Here is an 18,379-nt window from a genome sequence, read left to right as displayed (position 1 = left end):
AGATGGATGGATCAGGCCGAAAGAGCCTTGAACTCTTCGAGGATCGCATCGCCCATTTCGACCGTGCCGACCTGGCGGCAACCGTCGGCCATGATGTCGCCGGTGCGGATGCCCTTGTCGAGCACGTTAGCAATCGCCTTTTCGAGACGATCGGCTTCCGTGACCATGTTGAACGAATAGCGCAGGCACATGGCGAAGGAGGCGATCATCGCGATCGGGTTGGCAATCCCCTTGCCGGCAATGTCGGGTGCCGAACCATGCACCGGCTCGTAAAGCGCCTTGCGCTTGCCGGTCTTCGCATCCGGTGCACCAAGCGAGGCCGACGGCAGCATGCCGAGCGAACCGGTCAGCATGGCAGCAACGTCGGAGAGCATGTCGCCGAACAGGTTGTCGGTGACGATGACGTCGAACTGCTTCGGCGCGCGCACCAGCTGCATGCCGCCGGCATCGGCCAGCATGTGGTCGAGCTTCACGTCGGAGAACTTCTCTTTGTGCGTCGCGGTAACCACCTGGTTCCACAAGACGCCCGACTTCATGACGTTGCGCTTTTCCATCGAGCAGACGGCATTATTGCGGGTGCGGGCCAGTTCGAAGGCGACGGCGGCGATGCGCTCGATCTCGTAGGTGTCGTAGACCTGTGTGTCGACGGCGCGCTTCTGGCCATTGCCGAGATCGGTGATCGTCTTCGGCTCGCCGAAATAGACGCCGCCGGTCAGTTCACGGACGATGAGGATGTCGAGACCCTCGACCAATTCCGGCTTCAGCGAGGAAGCGTTGGCGAGCGCCGGATAGCAGATGGCGGGACGCAGGTTGGCGAAGAGTTCGAGATCCTTGCGCAGACGCAGAAGGCCGGCTTCAGGGCGCACGTCGTAAGGAACGTCATCCCACTTCGGACCACCGACGGCACCGAAAAGAACGGCATCGGCGGCAAGCGCCTTCGCCATGTCTTCTTCCGAAATCGCCGCTCCATGCGCATCATAGGCGGAACCGCCGACGAGACCTTCGTCGGTGACGAAGCCGGCGCTCTGTGCCTCGTTCATATAGGCGATGATCTTGCGGACTTCGGCCATGGCCTCGGGGCCGATACCGTCACCGGGCAAAAGGAGAAGATTGCGAGCCGTCATGGAAACCCTCCACTCGAAAAGAAGTTGCGGTGTCTTACGCGCGGGTCAGGGTCATTTCAAGCGAGATAGGCCCGAAACGGTACGCTTCCGGCCATTCCGCGCAAGGGCTGCACGGTTGACCAGGCTGTTTCCGAGGTCCAAAAGATCTGCATCCCTCCAGCATTCCCGAGTGCCCCATGCCCCTTTCTCCCCTTCATATCGAAACGCCACTCCTGCGCACTTCCGCCGACTACAGCAAAAGCGGCCTGCCTCTTTGGCTGAAGCTCGATGCCTTGCAGCCTTCCGGCAGCTTCAAGCTGCGCGGGGTGGGACTGCTCTGCCAACACGAGGTCGCCAAGGGGGCGAAGGAAATCTTCTGCGCCTCTGGCGGCAATGCCGGCATTGCGGCGGCCGTCGCTGGCAAGGCGCTTGGCGTGCCAGTCACCATCGTCGTACCGGAAACCACGTCCGCCGAGGTCCGCACGCGGATTGCCGCAACGGGTGCCAAGGTCATGGTCCACGGGTCCGTCTTCGACGAGGCCAATGCCCATGCGGTGGCGCTCGCGGCCGAACGCAAGGCCGCATACGTCCATCCCTATGATCATCCGCTCCTCTGGGAGGGCCACGCAACGCTCATCGACGAGGTGGTCAAATCAGGTGCAGAGTTCGATTGCGTGGTGACGAGCGTCGGCGGCGGCGGCCTGCTCGCCGGCATCGTTGAAGGATTGCGCCGAAACGGGCTTAGCGATGTGCCCGTCATCGCAGTCGAAACGGAAGGCGCCGCCTCGTTCCACGCTGCCGCCCTGGCAGGAGAACGGGTGACGCTTCCGGCGATCACCTCGATCGCCAACTCGCTTGGCGCCCGGCAGGTCGCGCAACATGTCTTCGATCTTCTCGAAACCCATCCGATCGAAAGTGTCACGGTGACCGACGCCGAGGCTGTTGCGGCCTGCCTGAAATTCGCCGATGCCCAGCGCATTCTCGTCGAGCCCGCCTGCGGTGCAGCCCTTGCTGTGACCGATGTGCATGCGGATCGACTGTCGCGTTTCAAAGCACCGCTGATCGAGGTGTGCGGCGGGATCGGCGTGTCGCTCGCAGCGCTTGAAGCCTGGCGGGCCCGTTTCCTCTGAGGGCAAAGAAAAAGCCGGGCGCGAGCCCGGCTTCATCAATTCAGCACTTGAGACCGGCTCAGGCCCAGGGACGCTGGGTAGCGTTGGACTGCTCGAAGGTCGTGATGCTGGCCCCCTTCTCAAGCGTCAGGCCGATATCGTCGAGGCCGTTCAGCAGGCAATGGCGCTTGAAGGCATCGATTTCGAAGGCGATCTTGCCTCCGTCAGGACCGGTGATTTCCTGAGCTTCCAGATCGACGGTCAGCACGGCGTTGGACCCGCGCGACGCATCATCCATCAGCTTGTCCAGGTCTTCCTGGCTGACGACGATCGGCAGAATGCCGTTCTTGAAACAATTGTTGTAGAAGATGTCGGCGAAGGACGTGGAGATCACGCAGCGGATGCCGAAGTCGAGAAGCGCCCACGGGGCATGCTCGCGCGAGGAACCGCAACCGAAATTGTCGCCGGCAACGAGGATCTGCGCATTGCGATAGGCTGGCTTGTTCAGAACGAAATCCGCGTTCTCCGAACCGTCTTCCTTGTAGCGAGCCTCGGCGAACAAGCCGGTGCCGAGACCGGTGCGCTTGATCGTCTTCAGGTAATCCTTGGGGATGATCATGTCCGTGTCGACATTGACGACCGGAAGCGGTGCCGCGACACCGGTGAGCTTTACGAACTTGTCCATCAGTCTGCCTTCGATCTGGCTAATGCGCGTGTGATGCCCCGCCCATAGAGCAAAACCGCAGAAATTTGAAGGAGAATCTTGAAGAAGCTCTGTCGCCGTCTTCCGCACGGAAAGGAGATCTCACCCGATGGATAGGTGAGATAATGGATCGGCCTGCGGCCAGATCAAAGATCGATGATCGTGCCCTTGCCGTCGTTCCAGACGCGGACGTCTTCGCGACGCTTGGCTTTCACATAGGCCGGTGCACGCTTCGTCTTGCCCATCAGCATGCGGGCGCCGAGCGTCACGGTCAGGAGTGCGCCGATCACCAGAGTGAGCGACACCGCAAAGGCGGCGGCGAGGCCGACAAAAGCGAGGCCAACGAGGGCATAGGCGGCGGAGCGGATGTTCTGCATGTTCGTGTCCTTTCGCACTTTCCAAAGTGGTCCTTATCCCAAGGCTTTGCAAGGGCCTTTCACCCAATTGTCATCTTGCGTGGCCGGCCAAAGCTTGCCAGAACTCGACCATGACATCAGAGGCTTCCTCCTTTCGCTTTCACCACCCGTCCCGCCTTCGCCGATCCGTGCTGACGGTGCCCGCGATCAACGACCGCGCCCTGGACAAGGTGACGGGCCTCGATTGCGATGCCGTCATCTTCGATCTCGAGGATTCCGTCGCCGAAGACCGGAAGGCCGACGCCCGGCACAAGCTTCTGGAATTCCTGCAAAATGCCGATCTTAGCCATCGGGAACGCATCGTCAGGATCAATGCCTCCGACACACCCCATTTCCGCGAGGACATGCGCCTCGTCTTGCAGTGCCAGCCCGACGCCGTGCTGCTTCCCAAAGTCGAGGAACCGGTCACGGTTCAGGACGTGGCGGACCTGATCGGCGAACAGGATGCGGCGGAAGGTCTCAGGATCTGGGCCATGATCGAAACGCCGCGCGGTGTGCTCAATGCGGCAGCGATTGCTTCTTCGGGACGCACCAGCGACAGCCGGCTCGATGCCTTCGTTCTAGGGCTGAACGACCTGCGCAAGGCGACCGGCATTCCAGCAGCCCCCGGACGCACCTATCTGGTTACCTACCTGATGCAGGTCGTGCTCGCCGCCCGCGCCTATGGTCTCGACGTGATCGACAGCGTGTCGAACGATTTCCGCGACCTCGAAGCCTTCTCGGACGAATGCGCTCAAGGAAGGGCCATGGGCTTCGACGGCAAGATGCTGATCCATCCGGCCCAGGTCGAGCCCTCCAACCACCATTTCGGCCCCTCGGAGGCTGCCATCGCGGAGGCCCGTCTGGTGGCCGACGCCTTTACCGACCCGGCCCATGCGGGCCTCAACGTCATCAACATCGATGGCCGCATGATCGAGCGACTGCATGCCGAGGAGGCGGCCCGCCTTCTCGCCAAGGTCGAAATGATCAACGCCAGAAAGGACAAGCCATGAAAGTCTATCGTTTCCTCACCGGCCCGGATGATTCGAGCTTCTGCCACCGCGTCACCGACGCGCTCAACAAGGGCTGGGAGCTGCACGGCTCGCCGAGCCACACCTTCAACGCCGCCGAGAACAAGCTGTATTGCGGCCAGGCCGTGGTGAAGACGGTGCATGGCAAGGAATACGATCCGTCGATAAAGCTCGGAGAGCAGTAAGGCGCTGCATCATGGGAGAGGGGCTCTAAGCTTGCGTCTCGATGCCCTCATGCTGAGGTGCCAGCGAGAATCGCGGGCCTCGAAGCACCCCTCTTATTCTTCAGTAACTGTGGCCTGGCCCTTCGAGGCCCGACGATGTCGGGCACCTCAGGGTGAGGGGATATGTCGATGTCAAAAACCCAAGCTTCGCCGCCGGTCGGGATCGCTCCCTCCCGTTCGGGTGATGCTTGCCCTCGGGTTAAACCCGAGGATCCGACGAGGCGCCAGAAGCACTCACCCTTGCGGGTGAGGTGGGCAAAGGCAGCGATTGCCTTCCCCATTGATTCGCATCCCCGACAGGCGTAAAAGGCCTCGTGTTCCGTGGTGATTTGGCCGGCCGGCTTGCAGCCACGTAAAATAAGTCGCTAAAGGGCCGAGGCGAGTTTGAAGACTTTCCGAGGACCGGTGGCGATATGAAAGCTGCCGGTATTTTTGTTTCCGCGGTCTGAAACCGCCGTGACAAGGAAAGTCGAGAGTAAGATGCCGATCAGGATCCCCGATACGCTGCCCGCCTTTGAGACCCTCGTGCATGAGGGCGTGCGGGTGATGACCGAAACCGTGGCCATCCGCCAGGACATTCGCCCGTTGCAGATCGGCCTGCTCAACCTCATGCCGAACAAGATCAAGACCGAGGTGCAGTTCGCCCGCCTCATCGGTGCCTCGCCGCTGCAGGTGGAGCTGACGCTGGTGCGCGTTGGCGGCCACAAGGCCAAGAACACGCCAGAAGAGCATCTGCTCTCCTTCTACCAGACCTGGGACGAGGTAAAGGATCGCAAATTCGACGGCTTCATCATCACCGGCGCACCTGTCGAGACGCTGCCCTTCGAGGAGGTTACTTACTGGCCGGAGCTGGAAGAGATCCTCAATTGGACCGAGACCAACGTGCATTCGACCATGAATGTCTGCTGGGGCGGCATGGCAGCGATCTACCACTTCCACAGGGTGCCGAAGCATGCGTTGAAGGAGAAGGCTTTCGGGGTGTATCGCCACCGTAATCTTGCGCCCTCGTCCGTTTATCTGAACGGTTTTTCCGATGACTTCCAGGTGCCGGTCTCGCGCTGGACGGAAGTCCGTCGCCAAGACATCGAGAAGGTGCCGGAACTGGAGATCCTGCTCGAATCCGACGAGATGGGTGTGTGCCTGGTGCAGGAGAAACGGGCGAACCGCCTCTACATGTTCAACCATGTCGAATATGACTCGACCTCGCTCGGCGACGAATATTTCCGCGACAAGTCATCGGGCATTCCGATCAAGCTGCCGCACAATTATTTCCCGCACAATGACGACACGCTGACACCGCTCAACCGCTGGCGCGGCCACGCGCATCTTCTGTTCGGCAACTGGATCAACGAAATCTACCAGATGACGCCATACGATCTGAACGAGATCGGCAAGGATCTGGCAGGCTGACAGCGGCACGGGGGACGGCAGCGGATTTTGCCAGGACAGGCGGGGTCCGCTATGACAGGATGCCGCCGCCGACGAACCGAGCCATTGTCATCCGATGTTTCTGCCGTTTTTTCTGCGTCTGAAAGAAGAGAAGGTTCCCGTGACCCTGCGGGAATACCTGGCGCTGCTCGAAGGCCTGCAGGCGGGGATCGTCGATTTTGACCCGGAGGGCTTCTATTATCTCGCCCGCACCACGCTTGTGAAAGACGAGCGCTTCATCGATCGCTTCGACCAGGTCTTTTCCGAGGTTTTCGGCGGCATCCTGAGTGAGGGCGCGGCTGACGGTGTCGATTCCCAGGTGATCCCGAAAGACTGGCTGCGCAAGATCGCCGAAAAGCACCTCTCGGACGAGGACAAGAAGCTGATCGAAGCGCTCGGCGGTTTCGACAAGCTGATGGAAACACTGAAAGAGCGGCTGGCCGAGCAGAAGGAGCGCCACCAAGGCGGCAACAAGTGGATCGGCACGGCCGGCACCTCGCCCTTTGGTGCCCATGGCTACAATCCGGAAGGTGTGCGCATCGGCCAGGAGGAAAGCCGGCACCGCCGCGCTGTGAAAGTCTGGGACAGCAGAGAATTCCGCAATCTCGACGACCGCGTCGAACTCGGCACCCGCAACATCAAGGTGGCGCTTCGACGGTTGCGCCGCTTCGTGCGCGAAGGGGCGGCAGAGGAGCTCGATCTCGCAGGCACGATCCGCTCCACCGCCGAGCACGGCTATCTCGACGTGAAGACGCAAGCCGAGCGCCGCAATGCCGTGAAGCTTCTGATGTTCTTCGATATCGGTGGCTCGATGGATGATCATGTGCGCGAGGTCGAGGAGCTGTTTTCGGCGGCACGCTCAGAATTTCGCCACATGGAATATTTCTACTTCCACAACTGCCCCTATGAGCGCGTCTGGAAGGACAATCAGCGCCGCCATGCCGACACCATTCCGACATCGGACGTCATCAGAACGTTCGGCCCGGACTATCGGCTCATTTTTGTCGGCGACGCGGCCATGAGCCCCTACGAGATCACCCATCCGGGCGGCTCGGTCGAGCACTGGAACACCGAAAGCGGCGCGGCCTGGCTGGCGCGATTGACCGATCACTTCCGCCGGCATCTCTGGATCAATCCGCTTCCGCAGGCGAACTGGGACTATACGATGTCCGTCGGTCTGATTCGTCGGCTGATCGGCGACCGCATGTATCCGCTGACCCTGGGCGGCCTGGAGGCTGCAGCCCGTGAACTGGCGCGATGACCGACAAAAGACTCTGAAGAAACAAGGCGAGGAAACGACAGAATGACGAAGACGATATTCGGCGTGATGCCCACGGGCGAGGCGGTCGAGAAGGTGGTATTGCAGGGCGGGGGCCTCACGGCATCGATCATCACCTTCGGCGCGGTCCTGCAGGATCTGCGGCTCGAAGGACATGACGCACCGCTGGTGCTCGGCTTCGAGGATCTCGCCGGCTATCTCGACCATTCTCCGTACTTTGGCGCGACACCCGGCCGCTGCGCCAACCGCATCGGCGGCGGGCGCTTCACCCTGGATGGCGTCGATTACCAGCTGGAGCTGAACGAGAAGGGGATCTCCCATCTGCATGGCGGCTCAGACGGCATGGGCCGACAGAACTGGACGATCCTCCAGCATGGCAGCGATTTCGTCGTGATGGAGGTGACCGATCCGGACGGTCGTGCCGGCTATCCGGGGACCACACGCACCCGAGCCACATTTGCGCTGAAGCCAGGCGGCGTGTTCTCGGCGCTCTATGAAACGGTGACCGACAAGCCGACCATCGCCAATGTCTGCCACCACGCCTATTTCAATCTCGATGGCCGTGCGGACATCCTCGGCCATGATCTGATGATCGCGGCCGATCACTATACGCCTGTCGACGAGCGGCTGATCCCCACCGGAGAAATCAGGCCGGTCGAGAACACTGCCTTCGACTTCCGCGAGATGCGGCCGATCCGGCTCGAAGTCGAGGGCGAACAGCTCGGCTACGACCACAATTTCTGCTTCTCGAGCAGCCGGGTCGCCAAGCGCAGCGTGGCGCTTGCCCGCAGCGTCAACTCCGGCTTGACGATGGAAATCCTGACGACGGAGCCGGGCGTGCAGTTCTATGCCGGCGGCAAGGTCGCTCCGGCCGTTCCCGGCCTGGACGGCCGCCGCTACGGCGCCTTTGCCGGCTTCTGCATGGAAACCCAGGTCTGGCCGGATGCAATCAACCATGCGAACTTCCCGAACGCGGTGCTGCGACCGGGCGAAGTCCTGCGTCAGGAAACCGACTACGTGTTCTCGAAAGCCTGAATGTAGAAAACCGGCTGCGGGGCAACCTGCGGCCGGTGACATATTGCGGAGAGCACAGCGCCAAGGCGCCAAAATTTCCACTGAAACTGTATTGTCTGGAGGAAGAATGGAGCGGGTGAAGCGATTCGAACGCTCGACCCCAACCTTGGCAAGGTTGTGCTCTACCCCTGAGCTACACCCGCTCATAACCGCGATCCTGGGGTAGTGTCTGGATCGTGGGCCGTCCGTCTTGCGGCGACGGGCGCTATATGGCCCAACCGATTTTCAAATGCAACAGGGAAATGACGGATCGACGCGAAAAAAAATTGAGGAAGGGGACAACGACCTGAGAAAGCTCAGCTTTTCCGGGCTTTTGCGGCGCTTGAAAGATTGCGAAACGTCGGCCCTGGACCTATTGCTGAGGTGGAAATCCGATAGTGGGAGCTCAAGGCCCCGGACGATTCAGAGTGAGAACAGCCATGACGACAGCCAAGACCGCCGAAGACCTCTTTCGTTTTCTCGACGAACTCGGGATCGCCCACAAGACGAAGACCCACCCGCCGGTTTTCACCGTCGCGGAATCGGTCTCGATGCGCGACGAGATTCCCGGCGGCCACACCAAGAATCTGTTCGTCAAGGACAAGAAGGACAACTTCTTTCTGCTGACGGTCGAGGAGAATGCCTCGGTGGACCTAAAGACGGTGCACACGATCATTGGGGCTGCCAGCAAGGTGTCCTTCGGCAAGCCGGAAAAGCTGATGGAGTATCTTGGCGTCGCGCCCGGCTCCGTGACGGCCTTCGGTGCGATCAACGATACGGGCAAGAATGTCACCTTCGTGCTCGATAAGGATCTGATGGAGCATGACATCATCAATTGCCATCCGCTCTCCAACGACGCGACGACATCGATCGGACGGGATGACCTCATCCGCTTCATGGAGGCAACCGGCCACACGCCGCTTGTCTTGAAAGTCTCAGGCTGACATACGATCTTAACAGCAAGAACGTCAGCCTCCTAAAGGCTGCGAAACAGGCGGGAGATGCGAGAAGATGAGCGACTACGGCAACCCTTACGGCAGCTACGGCAACCAGACCATGACAGCCAAGGCGGAGTTCGGTGGCGCTTCCCCGGCCGCGCCCGCAGCCGGCGACCTGATCAAGGACACGACGACGGCAAACTTCGCACGCGACGTCATGGACGAATCGCGCAACCAGCCGGTTCTCGTCGATTTCTGGGCCCCCTGGTGCGGTCCGTGCAAGCAGCTGACCCCAATCATCGAAAAGGCGGTCAACGAAGCGGGTGGCCGCGTCAAACTCGTCAAGATGAACATCGACGACCATCCGTCGGTTGCCGGCCAGCTCGGCATCCAGTCGATCCCGGCGGTGGTTGCCTTCGTCAACGGCCGACCCGCCGATGGCTTCATGGGCGCGCTGCCTGAGAGCCAGGTCAAGGCCTTCATCGACAAGGTTGCAGGCCCGGCGGGTGCAGATCAGGCAGCCGAGATCGCAGCCGTGCTCGAGGAAGCCTCGGGCTTGCTCGCGGCGGGAGACATCGATGGTGCGGCCCAGCTGTTTGCCGCGATCCTCCAGGCTGATCAGGACAATACCCAGGCGATTGCCGGCCTCGCTGAATGCATGATCGGGGCGAACCAGCACCAGCGCGCCCGCGAACTCGTCACCCAGCTTCCGGAGGAACTGGCCAAGGCACCGGAGATCCAGGCGATCCTCAAGCGGCTCGATCAGATCGACGAGGCACGCAAGCTCGGTGATCCGGTGGCGCTGGAGCACACGCTGTCGCTGAACCCCGACGATCACGAGGCGCGTTTGAAGCTCGCCAAGATCCGCAATGTCGAAGGCCGGCGCGAGGAAGCCGCTGAACATCTGCTGCTGATCATGAAGCGGGATCGCACCTTCGAGGACGATGGTGCGCGCAAACAGCTGCTGCAATTCTTCGAGGTCTGGGGTCCGAAGGATCCGGCCACCATCATGGCGCGACGCAAACTCTCGTCGATCCTCTTTTCGTGAGCCGCGGCCGGCCTTGAGTTTTGGCTGGCGCGACCCAGATAGAAGCAGGAATGAACGCCGGAATTTTCCGGACAGGATGTGCTTCGATGCAAGTGGGAAATGCCCGATATCTGACGGCTGGTGACCTTCCCGAGACGGTGCCGGTCTTCCCTATCTCAGGGGTGCTGTTGCTGCCCGGCGGCCAGCTGCCGCTGAACGTCTTCGAGCCGCGTTATCTCGCAATGCTGGATGCGGCGCTTTCCGGCAATCGACTGATCGGCATGATCCAGCCGGCGATGTCGGAGGTGCAGGCCAATATTTTGCCCGAGCGCCCGCAGCTGGCACCGGTCGGCTGCCTTGGGAGGATCACCTCCTTCACCGAAACCGGCGATGGCCGCTACATCGTCTCGCTGGCAGGGGTGTGCCGTTTCCGGCTGATGGACGAGGTGACGACCAGCAAGCCCTTCCGCAGCTTCCAGATCGCACCCTTCATCGCCGATCTTAGCTCGGCGGAAGACGAGGGCCAGGTCAACCGTGCTGGTCTCCTTGCGGCCTTCAAGGCCTATCTGGAGGCAAACAAGCTCGAAGCCGATTGGGAAAGTGTCGAGCGCGCCTCGAACCTGACCCTGGTCAACTCCCTGTCGATGATGTCGCCCTTTGGCCCGCCTGAGAAACAGGCGCTTCTGGAGGCGCCCGACCTGAAAACGCGCGCCGAGACCCTGATCGCCATCACCGAAATTGTTCTGGCTCGCACCTTCGGCGACGCCGATACCATTCTCCAGTGAGCCATGGCCGATAATCCCACCAGCCTCATCGATCCGAAGATGCTCGAACTTCTGGTCTGTCCTCTGACGCAGGGCACGCTGAAATGGGATCGGGAGAAGAGCGAACTCGTCTCCGAGAAGGCGCGTCTCGCCTACCCCATCCGCGATGGGATACCGATCATGCTGGTTTCGGAAGCCCGCAAGCTGGAAATGCCCGTCTGAGCAGGCCTGCCCTCTGCTGGATCCTTGAATGCGCTCTCAGATGCTCTGGCCACCCAGAAGCCGCGGCCCGGCATGCCCGGACGTGCCAGCAGCCTCGCGGATGAAGTAGTTCTTCAGGCCCGGGATACGGTCAACGACGCCCAGGCCGAAATCACGCAGCACCCGGATCGGTGTCACGTCGTTCGAGAACAGCCGGTTCAAGACATCCGTGGTCACGCCCATGCGGAACGTGTCGAAGCGCCGCCAGATCTGGTAGCGCTCGAGCACATTGACCGACCCGATGTCGAGACCCAGGCGGTCAGCCTCGACGATCGTCTCCGCAAGTGCTGCGACGTCCTTGAAGCCGAGATTGAGGCCCTGACCGGAGATGGGATGGATGCCATGCGCGGCGTCACCGGCAAGCGCCAGACGCGGCGCAATGAAGGCGCGGGCAAGGGTCAGACCGAGCGGGAAGGCCCGACGATCCGGCGTCGCACGGATCGTGCCGAGCTTGTGGCCGAAGCGCCGCTCGAGCTCGGCCTCGAACAGCAGATCGTCGGAGGCGACGAGCCGGTCGGCATCATCAGTCCGCTCCGTCCAGACCAGAGACGAACGGTTGCCCTTCAGCGGCAGGATGGCAAACGGACCCGCCGGCAGGAAATGCTCTTCGGCGACGCCGTCATGCGGCCGCTCATGCTCTACGGTGGTGACGATGCCGGACTGGCCATATTGCCAGGTCACGGTCTTGATACCCGCGAGATCGCGCAGCTTGGACCGCACGCCGTCGCAGGCAATAACGAGGCGTGACGAAACGACGCTGCCATCAGAAAGCGTCAGTTCGGCGCTCGGTCCGGTATCGCGAAAGCCGGTCGCCCGCAGACCGTGCCGAATGGTGATGCCGCGTTCCTCGCAGGCCTGGCGCAATGCCGCAACCATGCTGACATTCGGAATCATGTGCGCGAAGGGCTGACCGTCTTCGACGGCACCATCGAAGGTCAGGAAGACCGGTCGCACGGGATCGGACGTCTTCGAATCCGTCACGATCATCCGATTGATCGGCTGCGCATCCGGCTCGATCCGATCCCAGAGCCCGAAAACGTCGAGCATCTTGGTCGCTGCCGCAATGATTGCCGAGGCCCTCGGGTCCTTCTTCCAGGCGTCCTCGGGCGCTGCTTCGACGACTTCGACGGCGAGATGCGGGGCCGCCTGCTTGATTGCGACCGCAGCGGAAAGACCGACATAGCCACCGCCGACGACGAGCACATCCAGCATGGCAAATTCCTTTGTTCTTGTAGACCTGATGACACCTATATAGATCAGCCTTAAACGGGTGCCTATAAGCGGAGCAATGCAATATGTCGCAGCCAGCTGGACAGACCAAACCGATGCAAGACCTGATCGAGCGCCTCGATCTGGAAAAGCTGGAGGAAAACCTGTTTCGCGGCAGCAGCCCGCAGAATGGCTGGCAACGGGTGTTCGGGGGTCTGGTCATCGCACAGGCGCTGATGGCGGCACAGCGCTGCGTCGATCCGGATCGCATCGTCCATTCGCTCCATGCCTATTTCATGCGCCCGGGTGATCCCTCCATCCCGATCGTCTATCAGGTCGAGCGCATCCGAGACGGCTCTTCCTTCACCACCCGCCGCGTCGTTGCCATCCAGCATGGCAAGGCAATCTTTTCCATGTCGGCCTCCTTCCAGATCGAGGAACCGGGCTTTGATCATCAGGTACAGATCCCGAACGTTGCCGCACCCGAACAGCTGATGGGCGAAGCCGAGTTTCGCGCCGCTTTCCTGGCCCAGGCGCCGGATACGGTGAAGAAATACTGGGGCCGCGAGCGGCCGATCGAGATCCGGCCCACATCCCTGACCCACTATCTGTCCCGCGAAAAGCTGGAGCCGGAGGCCCATATCTGGGTTCGTGCATCAGGCATCGTGCCCGACGACAGGCATTACCAGGCGGCAATCCTCGCCTATCTCTCGGACATGACCCTGCTCGACACCTCGCTCTATGCGCACGGCACCTCGATCTTCGATCCGGAGCTGCAGGTGGCGAGCCTTGACCACGCCATGTGGTTTCATCGTCCGTGCCGACTGGACGACTGGCTGCTCTATACGCAGGACAGTCCGAGTGCGGCGGGCGCACGCGGCATGACCCGCGGCAGTATCTTTACCCGCGACGGACGACTGGTCGCCTCAGTGGCCCAGGAAGGGTTGATCCGCAAACGGGCAAATGACTAGATTTAAGCCATTCGCTGTAAATTGCACAATTTGTGTGCGCTCATTGCGCACTCATTTGCCTGTTTATTGGCTGTGCTTTTCATAACCTTTACATTTCAATAACTTATAGAGAATTCCGAATCTGGCACGCCTTTTGAATGTCACTCTTCAGTCGCTGCGCGAATGTTGCTGCGGGCGGCAAGGAGAGTCGGCTCCGAGCCGAGGACAAGCAAAGGATGGGAAACCAGATGAAGATTGTGATGGCTATCATCAAGCCGTTCAAGCTGGACGAGGTACGCGAGGCCTTGACGGCTGTGGGGATCCAAGGCCTGACCGTGACCGAGGTCAAGGGCTATGGACGCCAGAAGGGGCACACCGAAATCTACCGCGGCACCGAATACGCCGTCAGCTTTCTGCCGAAACTGAAGATCGAGATCGCAGTCTCGTCCGAGCTTGCCGACAAGGCCGTCGAAGCCATCGCTTCGTCCGCCAAGACCGGCCAGATCGGCGATGGGAAGATCTTTGTCTACTCGATCGATCAGGCCGTGCGCATCCGCACCGGCGAAACCAATACCGAAGCGCTGTAAGAACGGCTGTAAGGGGAGTTGTTACTGATGTCATTTGCCAATCTGAATTCCAATCTCGTGCGCCTTGGCGCCGCGTCCGCCGCTGTGCTGGCGCCGGTTGTCGCCTTCGCGCAGGAAGCAGCGCCCGCTGCAGCCGAAGCAGTTGCTGCAGCTCCGGTTCCGGACAAGGGCGACACCGCCTTCATGTTCCTCTGCACCATCCTCGTGCTCTTCATGCTGATCCCGGGCCTCGCTCTCTTCTATGGCGGCCTGGTTCGCGCCAAGAACATGCTCTCGGTTCTCATGCAGTGCACCGTCATCGGCTCGTCGGTCATGCTGGCCTGGGTGATCTACGGTTACTCGTTCGCCTTTGGCGGTTCTGAAAGCGCCTATTTCGGCGGTTTCGCCAAGCTGTTCCTCTCCGGCGTCACGCCGGAAAGCACGGCAGCCACCTTCTCTGATGCCGTCATTCCGGAATACATCTTCATCATGTTCCAGATGACGTTCGCCGCCATCACGCCGGCTCTGATCGTCGGCGCCTTTGCGGAACGCATCAAGTTCTCCGCAGCTGTGCTCTTCTGCCTGCTCTGGGTCACCCTGGTCTACTTCCCGGTCGCTCACATGGTCTGGGACGCCAACGGCCTGATTTTCGGCTGGGGCGCGCTCGACTTCGCTGGCGGCACCGTCGTTCACATCAATGCCGGCGTGGCTGGTCTGATCGGTGCGATCATGCTGGGCAAGCGTACCGGCTATGGCAAGGACATGATGGCTCCGCATTCGATGACGCTGACGCTCGTCGGTGCAGCCATGCTTTGGGTCGGCTGGTTCGGCTTCAACGCAGGCTCCAACCTCGAAGCCTCGGGCGGCGCCATGCTGGCAACCGTCAACACCTTCGTCGCGACCGCAGCTGCTGTCGTCTCCTGGTGCCTGGTTGAAACCTTCACCCGTGGCAAGGCTTCGATGCTGGGCGCAGCGTCCGGCATGATCTCCGGCCTGGTTGCGATCACCCCGGCTGCCGGCATTGCCGGCCCGATGGGCGCGATCGTCATGGGCCTGCTTGTCTCGCCGCTCTGCTACTTCTTCGTTGCAGTCGTGAAGAACAAGTTCGGCTATGACGACACCGCAGACGTCTTCGGCGTCCACGGTATCGGCGGCCTCTTCGGCGCCATCGCAACCGGCATCTTCGCATCCGCGTCGCTCGGCGGCATTGGTTACGCCGAAGGTGTGACCATGGGTGGCCAGGTCATGACCCAGATCTATGCTGTCGTCGTCACCCTTCTGTGGTGCGGCATTGGCTCGATCATCCTCTACAAGGTGGTCGATCTGGTCGTCGGTCTGCGCGTACCGGTCGAAGCCGAGCGCGAAGGCCTCGACCTCGCCTCGCATGGCGAAGCAGCCTACCACAGCTAAGATCCCTCGGATCCTTGCAGTTCAAATGCGGCAGCGCCCGGGTCTCATCACCCGGGCGTTTTTTGCTTCAAACACGACGATGCTTCGTGTCGCGCATGGTTAATGCAGCATTAACCCTCATTCCTGTAGTCTAGCGGGTGGTGGTCTCCGTCCCGGGCGGGGATCAAAGGCATCACCGGCAACAGGACGGACAGTAACCCCATGAGCAGAAGCCATTCAGCAACGCTTCCGGAGCACTCGACGCGCTCGGCGTTGTCAGCCTTCCTGCTGCGCCAGATCATGGCTCTGACCGGCTTTGGGCTGTTCCTCCTACTGGTGCTCGCGGTTGCAGCGCTCGCCACCTGGAACGTCTCGGACCCGAGCCTCTCCTATGCGACGGACAATGCGCCGACGAATATCCTCGGACTACCCGGAGCCGTCTTTGCCGATCTGATGATGCAGTTCTTCGGACTGGGCAGTCTTCTGGCACTCCTGCCGGTCATGGCCTGGTCCTTCGCCTTGATCGGCGGCCGCCGCGTGACCCGCATCCCGGCCCGCCTTGGCGCCTGGGTCGCCGGCGCCCTGGTGGCGGCAGCGGCCGTCGGCTGTTTCCCGCCGCCACAAACCTGGCCTCTGCCGAGTGGCACAGGCGGCGTGCTCGGCGATCTCATTTTGCGCTTTCCCGCGTTGTTCATCGGCGCCTATCCGACATCGACCTTCGCCATGATCCTCGGTGCAGTGCTCGCCCTGCCGGCGACCTGGCTGATGCTGTTTGCCGCCGGCATCGTCGGCAAGGCTGTCGAGGCAGCGGATGATGAGGAAACTGTCGCGCCGCTGGTCCGTGCCAAACCGAAGACACCCGTCTTCGAAGAGGATGAGGAGGACGACGAACGCGAAGGCCCGATCGCCCTGGTCATGGGTGCAGTGACCCATAACTGGTACACGACACGCGCCCGCGTCCGACGCCTGTTCGGCCTGACGTCCAGCGATCGTCGCGAGCGCGATTTCGAACAGCCCTATGATTTCAACGATGACGAGTTCGGGACACTCAATGAGCCGGTGCGCGCCAAGGCACCGCCGCTCAATGCCCGCGTCGAACCCTCACTGGACGGTGCGCCGCTACGCCCGACCGGCCGCTCGATCGTATCCCCGCCACCGATGTCGGCTGGAAACTTCGATGACGACGAGGACGATTTCGATCTCGATGATCTTCCGCGGCCGGCCGGCATCCTCTCCGACGACGGCCTGCGGTCGGCGCCTGCAAGGGCTGCTGGCGCCTCGCCGCGCGTAGTGGCACCCGCTGCACGCCCCAAGCCGGGGCCCCGCATGGAGCGTGATGCGCAAGGCTCGCTGCTGCGTCCCGAAGGCTTCCAGCTGCCGTCGGTCCATCTTCTGGCCGAACCGCGCGCCATCACGCGCGATGCGACGCTGTCGGCCGAGGCGCTGGAACACAATGCCCGCCTGCTCGAAGGCGTTCTCGACGACTTCGGCGTCAAGGGCGAGATCATCCATGTGCGGCCCGGTCCTGTCGTCACGCTCTACGAACTGGAGCCTGCACCGGGCATCAAGTCGTCCCGCGTCATCGGCCTTGCCGACGACATTGCACGTTCGATGAGCGCGATTGCAGCCCGTGTTGCCGTGGTTCCCGGCCGCAATGCGATCGGCATCGAACTGCCCAACCAGACGCGCGAGACCGTTTACCTGCGTGAACTGATCGGCAGCCGCGACTTCGACGGCAACAAGGCAAAGCTTGCCATGGCGCTCGGCAAGACGATCGGCGGCGAACCCGTCATCGCTGACCTCGCCAAGATGCCGCATCTGCTCGTCGCCGGTACCACCGGTTCAGGCAAGTCGGTCGCCATCAACACGATGATCCTGTCGCTCCTCTACAAGATGACGCCGGAGCAGTGCCGCCTGATCATGATCGATCCGAAGATGCTGGAACTCTCCGTCTATGACGGCATCCCGCATCTGCTCTCGCCTGTCGTCACGGATCCGAAGAAGGCCGTGGTGGCGCTCAAATGGACCGTCCGCGAGATGGAAGAGCGCTACAAAAAGATGTCGAAGATCGGTGTCCGCAATATCGACGGCTTCAATGCCCGTGTTGCCCAGGCGCTCGAAAAGGGCGAGGTGCTGACCCGCACCGTGCAGACCGGCTTCGACCGCCAGACGGGCGAAGCGATCTACGAAACGGAGGAATTCGATCTGCAGCCGCTGCCATATATCGTCGTCATCATCGACGAAATGGCAGACCTGATGATGGTCGCCGGCAAGGACATCGAAGGCGCCGTACAGCGCCTCGCTCAGATGGCCCGTGCCGCCGGCATCCATGTGATCATGGCAACCCAGCGCCCGTCCGTCGACGTCATCACCGGTACGATCAAGGCGAACTTCCCGACGCGTATATCCTTCCAGGTGACGTCGAAGATCGACAGCCGCACCATTCTCGGCGAACAGGGGGCAGAACAGCTGCTCGGCATGGGCGATATGCTCTATATGGCCGGTGGTGGCCGCATCCAGCGTGTCCACGGCCCCTTTGTCTCCGACCATGAGGTCGAAGAAATCGTCGCTTACCTCAAGACCCAGGGCTCGCCGCAATATCTGGAAGCGATCACCGTCGACGATGACGAGGATGGCGAAGATGGCGGCGGTCCTCTTGGAACCGGAAACCTCGGTGAATCCGACGACCCCTATGACCAGGCGGTCGCGATCGTGCTGCGTGACGGCAAGGCGTCGACCTCCTATGTCCAGCGTCGTCTCGGCATCGGCTACAACCGCGCCGCCTCCCTGATCGAGCGCATGGAGAAAGAGGGCATCATCGGCCCTGCGAACCATGCCGGGAAACGCGAAATACTGGTGCCGACCGAAGAGTAGGCACCGAAACGGTTCCGGTATGGAACAAGCGGGCGGCTGGACGAGTTGCCGCAGCGGCTAAGGCGATGACGGCCAT

18 protein-coding genes, 1 tRNA gene and 1 riboswitch are annotated in these 18,379 nt (G+C 61.5%); of the genes, 14 read left to right on the top strand and 5 right to left on the bottom strand.

Annotated features, from left to right (window positions below; all coding sequences use genetic code 11):
• Positions 1 to 11 precede the first annotated feature (11 nt).
• On the bottom strand, positions 12 to 1,124 hold the full coding sequence (gene leuB / locus QWE_RS01600; protein WP_006724312.1) for a 3-isopropylmalate dehydrogenase: 1,113 nt from the start codon (positions 1,122 to 1,124) through the stop codon (positions 12 to 14).
• 176 nt (positions 1,125 to 1,300) lie between these two features.
• Here leuB and QWE_RS01595 point away from each other — a divergent pair, with 176 nt between their 5' ends.
• The gene (locus QWE_RS01595; RefSeq protein WP_006724311.1) at positions 1,301 to 2,233 is read left to right on the top strand and encodes a pyridoxal-phosphate dependent enzyme; all 933 of its coding nucleotides are present in this window, start codon (positions 1,301 to 1,303) and stop codon (positions 2,231 to 2,233) included.
• Between the two features lie 58 nt (positions 2,234 to 2,291).
• On the opposite strand, the gene leuD is transcribed toward QWE_RS01595, so the two are convergent.
• Complete coding sequence (gene leuD / locus QWE_RS01590; protein ID WP_006724310.1) at positions 2,292 to 2,897, bottom strand: 3-isopropylmalate dehydratase small subunit; 606 nt, start codon at positions 2,895 to 2,897, stop codon at positions 2,292 to 2,294.
• A gap of 164 nt (positions 2,898 to 3,061) precedes the next feature.
• A complete protein-coding gene (locus QWE_RS01585; protein WP_006724309.1) occupies positions 3,062 to 3,292 on the bottom strand; it encodes a hypothetical protein in 231 nt (76 codons plus the stop codon).
• A 110-nt stretch (positions 3,293 to 3,402) separates the two neighbouring features.
• On the opposite strand from QWE_RS01585, the gene QWE_RS01580 reads away from it, so the two are divergent.
• From QWE_RS01580 to QWE_RS01560, 5 genes are all read left to right on the top strand, one after another.
• Positions 3,403 to 4,323, top strand: a complete 921-nt coding sequence (locus tag QWE_RS01580; RefSeq protein ID WP_006724308.1) for an HpcH/HpaI aldolase/citrate lyase family protein — start codon at positions 3,403 to 3,405, stop codon at positions 4,321 to 4,323.
• The gene (locus tag QWE_RS01575) at positions 4,320 to 4,526 is read left to right on the top strand and encodes a DUF1737 domain-containing protein (RefSeq protein WP_006724307.1); all 207 of its coding nucleotides are present in this window, start codon (positions 4,320 to 4,322) and stop codon (positions 4,524 to 4,526) included. The genes QWE_RS01580 and QWE_RS01575 overlap by 4 nt, the downstream gene beginning before the upstream one ends.
• Positions 4,527 to 4,876: 350 nt before the next feature.
• Positions 4,877 to 4,954: riboswitch (SAM riboswitch) on the top strand.
• A 91-nt stretch (positions 4,955 to 5,045) separates the two neighbouring features.
• A complete protein-coding gene (gene metA / locus QWE_RS01570; protein ID WP_006724305.1) occupies positions 5,046 to 5,975 on the top strand; it encodes a homoserine O-acetyltransferase MetA in 930 nt (309 codons plus the stop codon).
• A gap of 94 nt (positions 5,976 to 6,069) precedes the next feature.
• A complete protein-coding gene (locus QWE_RS01565; protein ID WP_006724304.1) occupies positions 6,070 to 7,254 on the top strand; it encodes a vWA domain-containing protein in 1,185 nt (394 codons plus the stop codon).
• 42 nt (positions 7,255 to 7,296) lie between these two features.
• The gene (locus QWE_RS01560; protein ID WP_006724303.1) at positions 7,297 to 8,307 is read left to right on the top strand and encodes an aldose epimerase family protein; all 1,011 of its coding nucleotides are present in this window, start codon (positions 7,297 to 7,299) and stop codon (positions 8,305 to 8,307) included.
• Between the two features lie 107 nt (positions 8,308 to 8,414).
• On the opposite strand, the gene QWE_RS01555 is transcribed toward QWE_RS01560, so the two are convergent.
• A tRNA-Gly gene (locus QWE_RS01555) sits at positions 8,415 to 8,489 on the bottom strand.
• A 276-nt stretch (positions 8,490 to 8,765) separates the two neighbouring features.
• On the opposite strand from QWE_RS01555, the gene QWE_RS01550 reads away from it, so the two are divergent.
• The 4 genes from QWE_RS01550 to QWE_RS01535 all read left to right on the top strand — a co-directional run bounded on the left by QWE_RS01550 (position 8,766) and on the right by QWE_RS01535 (position 11,276).
• A complete protein-coding gene (locus tag QWE_RS01550; protein ID WP_006724302.1) occupies positions 8,766 to 9,269 on the top strand; it encodes a prolyl-tRNA synthetase associated domain-containing protein in 504 nt (167 codons plus the stop codon).
• A 67-nt stretch (positions 9,270 to 9,336) separates the two neighbouring features.
• Positions 9,337 to 10,311, top strand: a complete 975-nt coding sequence (gene trxA / locus QWE_RS01545) for a thioredoxin (protein WP_006724301.1) — start codon at positions 9,337 to 9,339, stop codon at positions 10,309 to 10,311.
• 86 nt (positions 10,312 to 10,397) lie between these two features.
• Positions 10,398 to 11,075 carry an LON peptidase substrate-binding domain-containing protein gene (locus QWE_RS01540; RefSeq protein WP_006724300.1) on the top strand — a complete coding sequence of 226 codons (678 nt, stop codon included), beginning with the start codon at positions 10,398 to 10,400 and terminating at the stop codon, positions 11,073 to 11,075.
• A gap of 3 nt (positions 11,076 to 11,078) precedes the next feature.
• A complete protein-coding gene (locus QWE_RS01535) occupies positions 11,079 to 11,276 on the top strand; it encodes a Trm112 family protein (RefSeq protein ID WP_006724299.1) in 198 nt (65 codons plus the stop codon).
• Positions 11,277 to 11,312: 36 nt separating this feature from the next.
• On the opposite strand, the gene QWE_RS01530 is transcribed toward QWE_RS01535, so the two are convergent.
• Positions 11,313 to 12,557, bottom strand: a complete 1,245-nt coding sequence (locus QWE_RS01530) for a ubiquinone biosynthesis hydroxylase (RefSeq protein ID WP_276306988.1) — start codon at positions 12,555 to 12,557, stop codon at positions 11,313 to 11,315.
• Positions 12,558 to 12,610: 53 nt separating this feature from the next.
• Between QWE_RS01530 and tesB the strand changes: the two genes are divergently transcribed.
• The 4 genes from tesB (at position 12,611) to QWE_RS01510 (ending at position 18,303) form a co-directional block, all read left to right on the top strand.
• Entirely contained in the window at positions 12,611 to 13,495 is an 885-nt protein-coding gene (tesB, locus tag QWE_RS01525) for an acyl-CoA thioesterase II (RefSeq protein WP_006724297.1), read from the top strand.
• 215 nt (positions 13,496 to 13,710) lie between these two features.
• On the top strand, positions 13,711 to 14,061 hold the full coding sequence (locus QWE_RS01520; RefSeq protein ID WP_040299273.1) for a P-II family nitrogen regulator: 351 nt from the start codon (positions 13,711 to 13,713) through the stop codon (positions 14,059 to 14,061).
• Positions 14,062 to 14,088: 27 nt separating this feature from the next.
• Positions 14,089 to 15,450 (top strand): ammonium transporter, encoded by a 1,362-nt coding sequence (locus QWE_RS01515; RefSeq protein ID WP_006724295.1) that lies wholly within the window; start codon positions 14,089 to 14,091, stop codon positions 15,448 to 15,450.
• Positions 15,451 to 15,651: 201 nt separating this feature from the next.
• Complete coding sequence (locus tag QWE_RS01510; protein WP_006724294.1) at positions 15,652 to 18,303, top strand: FtsK/SpoIIIE family DNA translocase; 2,652 nt, start codon at positions 15,652 to 15,654, stop codon at positions 18,301 to 18,303.
• The last annotated feature ends 76 nt before the right edge of the window (positions 18,304 to 18,379 follow it).

The organism is Agrobacterium albertimagni AOL15, assembly GCF_000300855.1.
Classification (GTDB): Bacteria; Pseudomonadota; Alphaproteobacteria; order Rhizobiales; family Rhizobiaceae; genus Allorhizobium; species Allorhizobium albertimagni.
The sequence above is the reverse complement of the archived record's forward strand: the minus strand, read 5'-3'. Positions and strand labels throughout refer to the sequence as shown.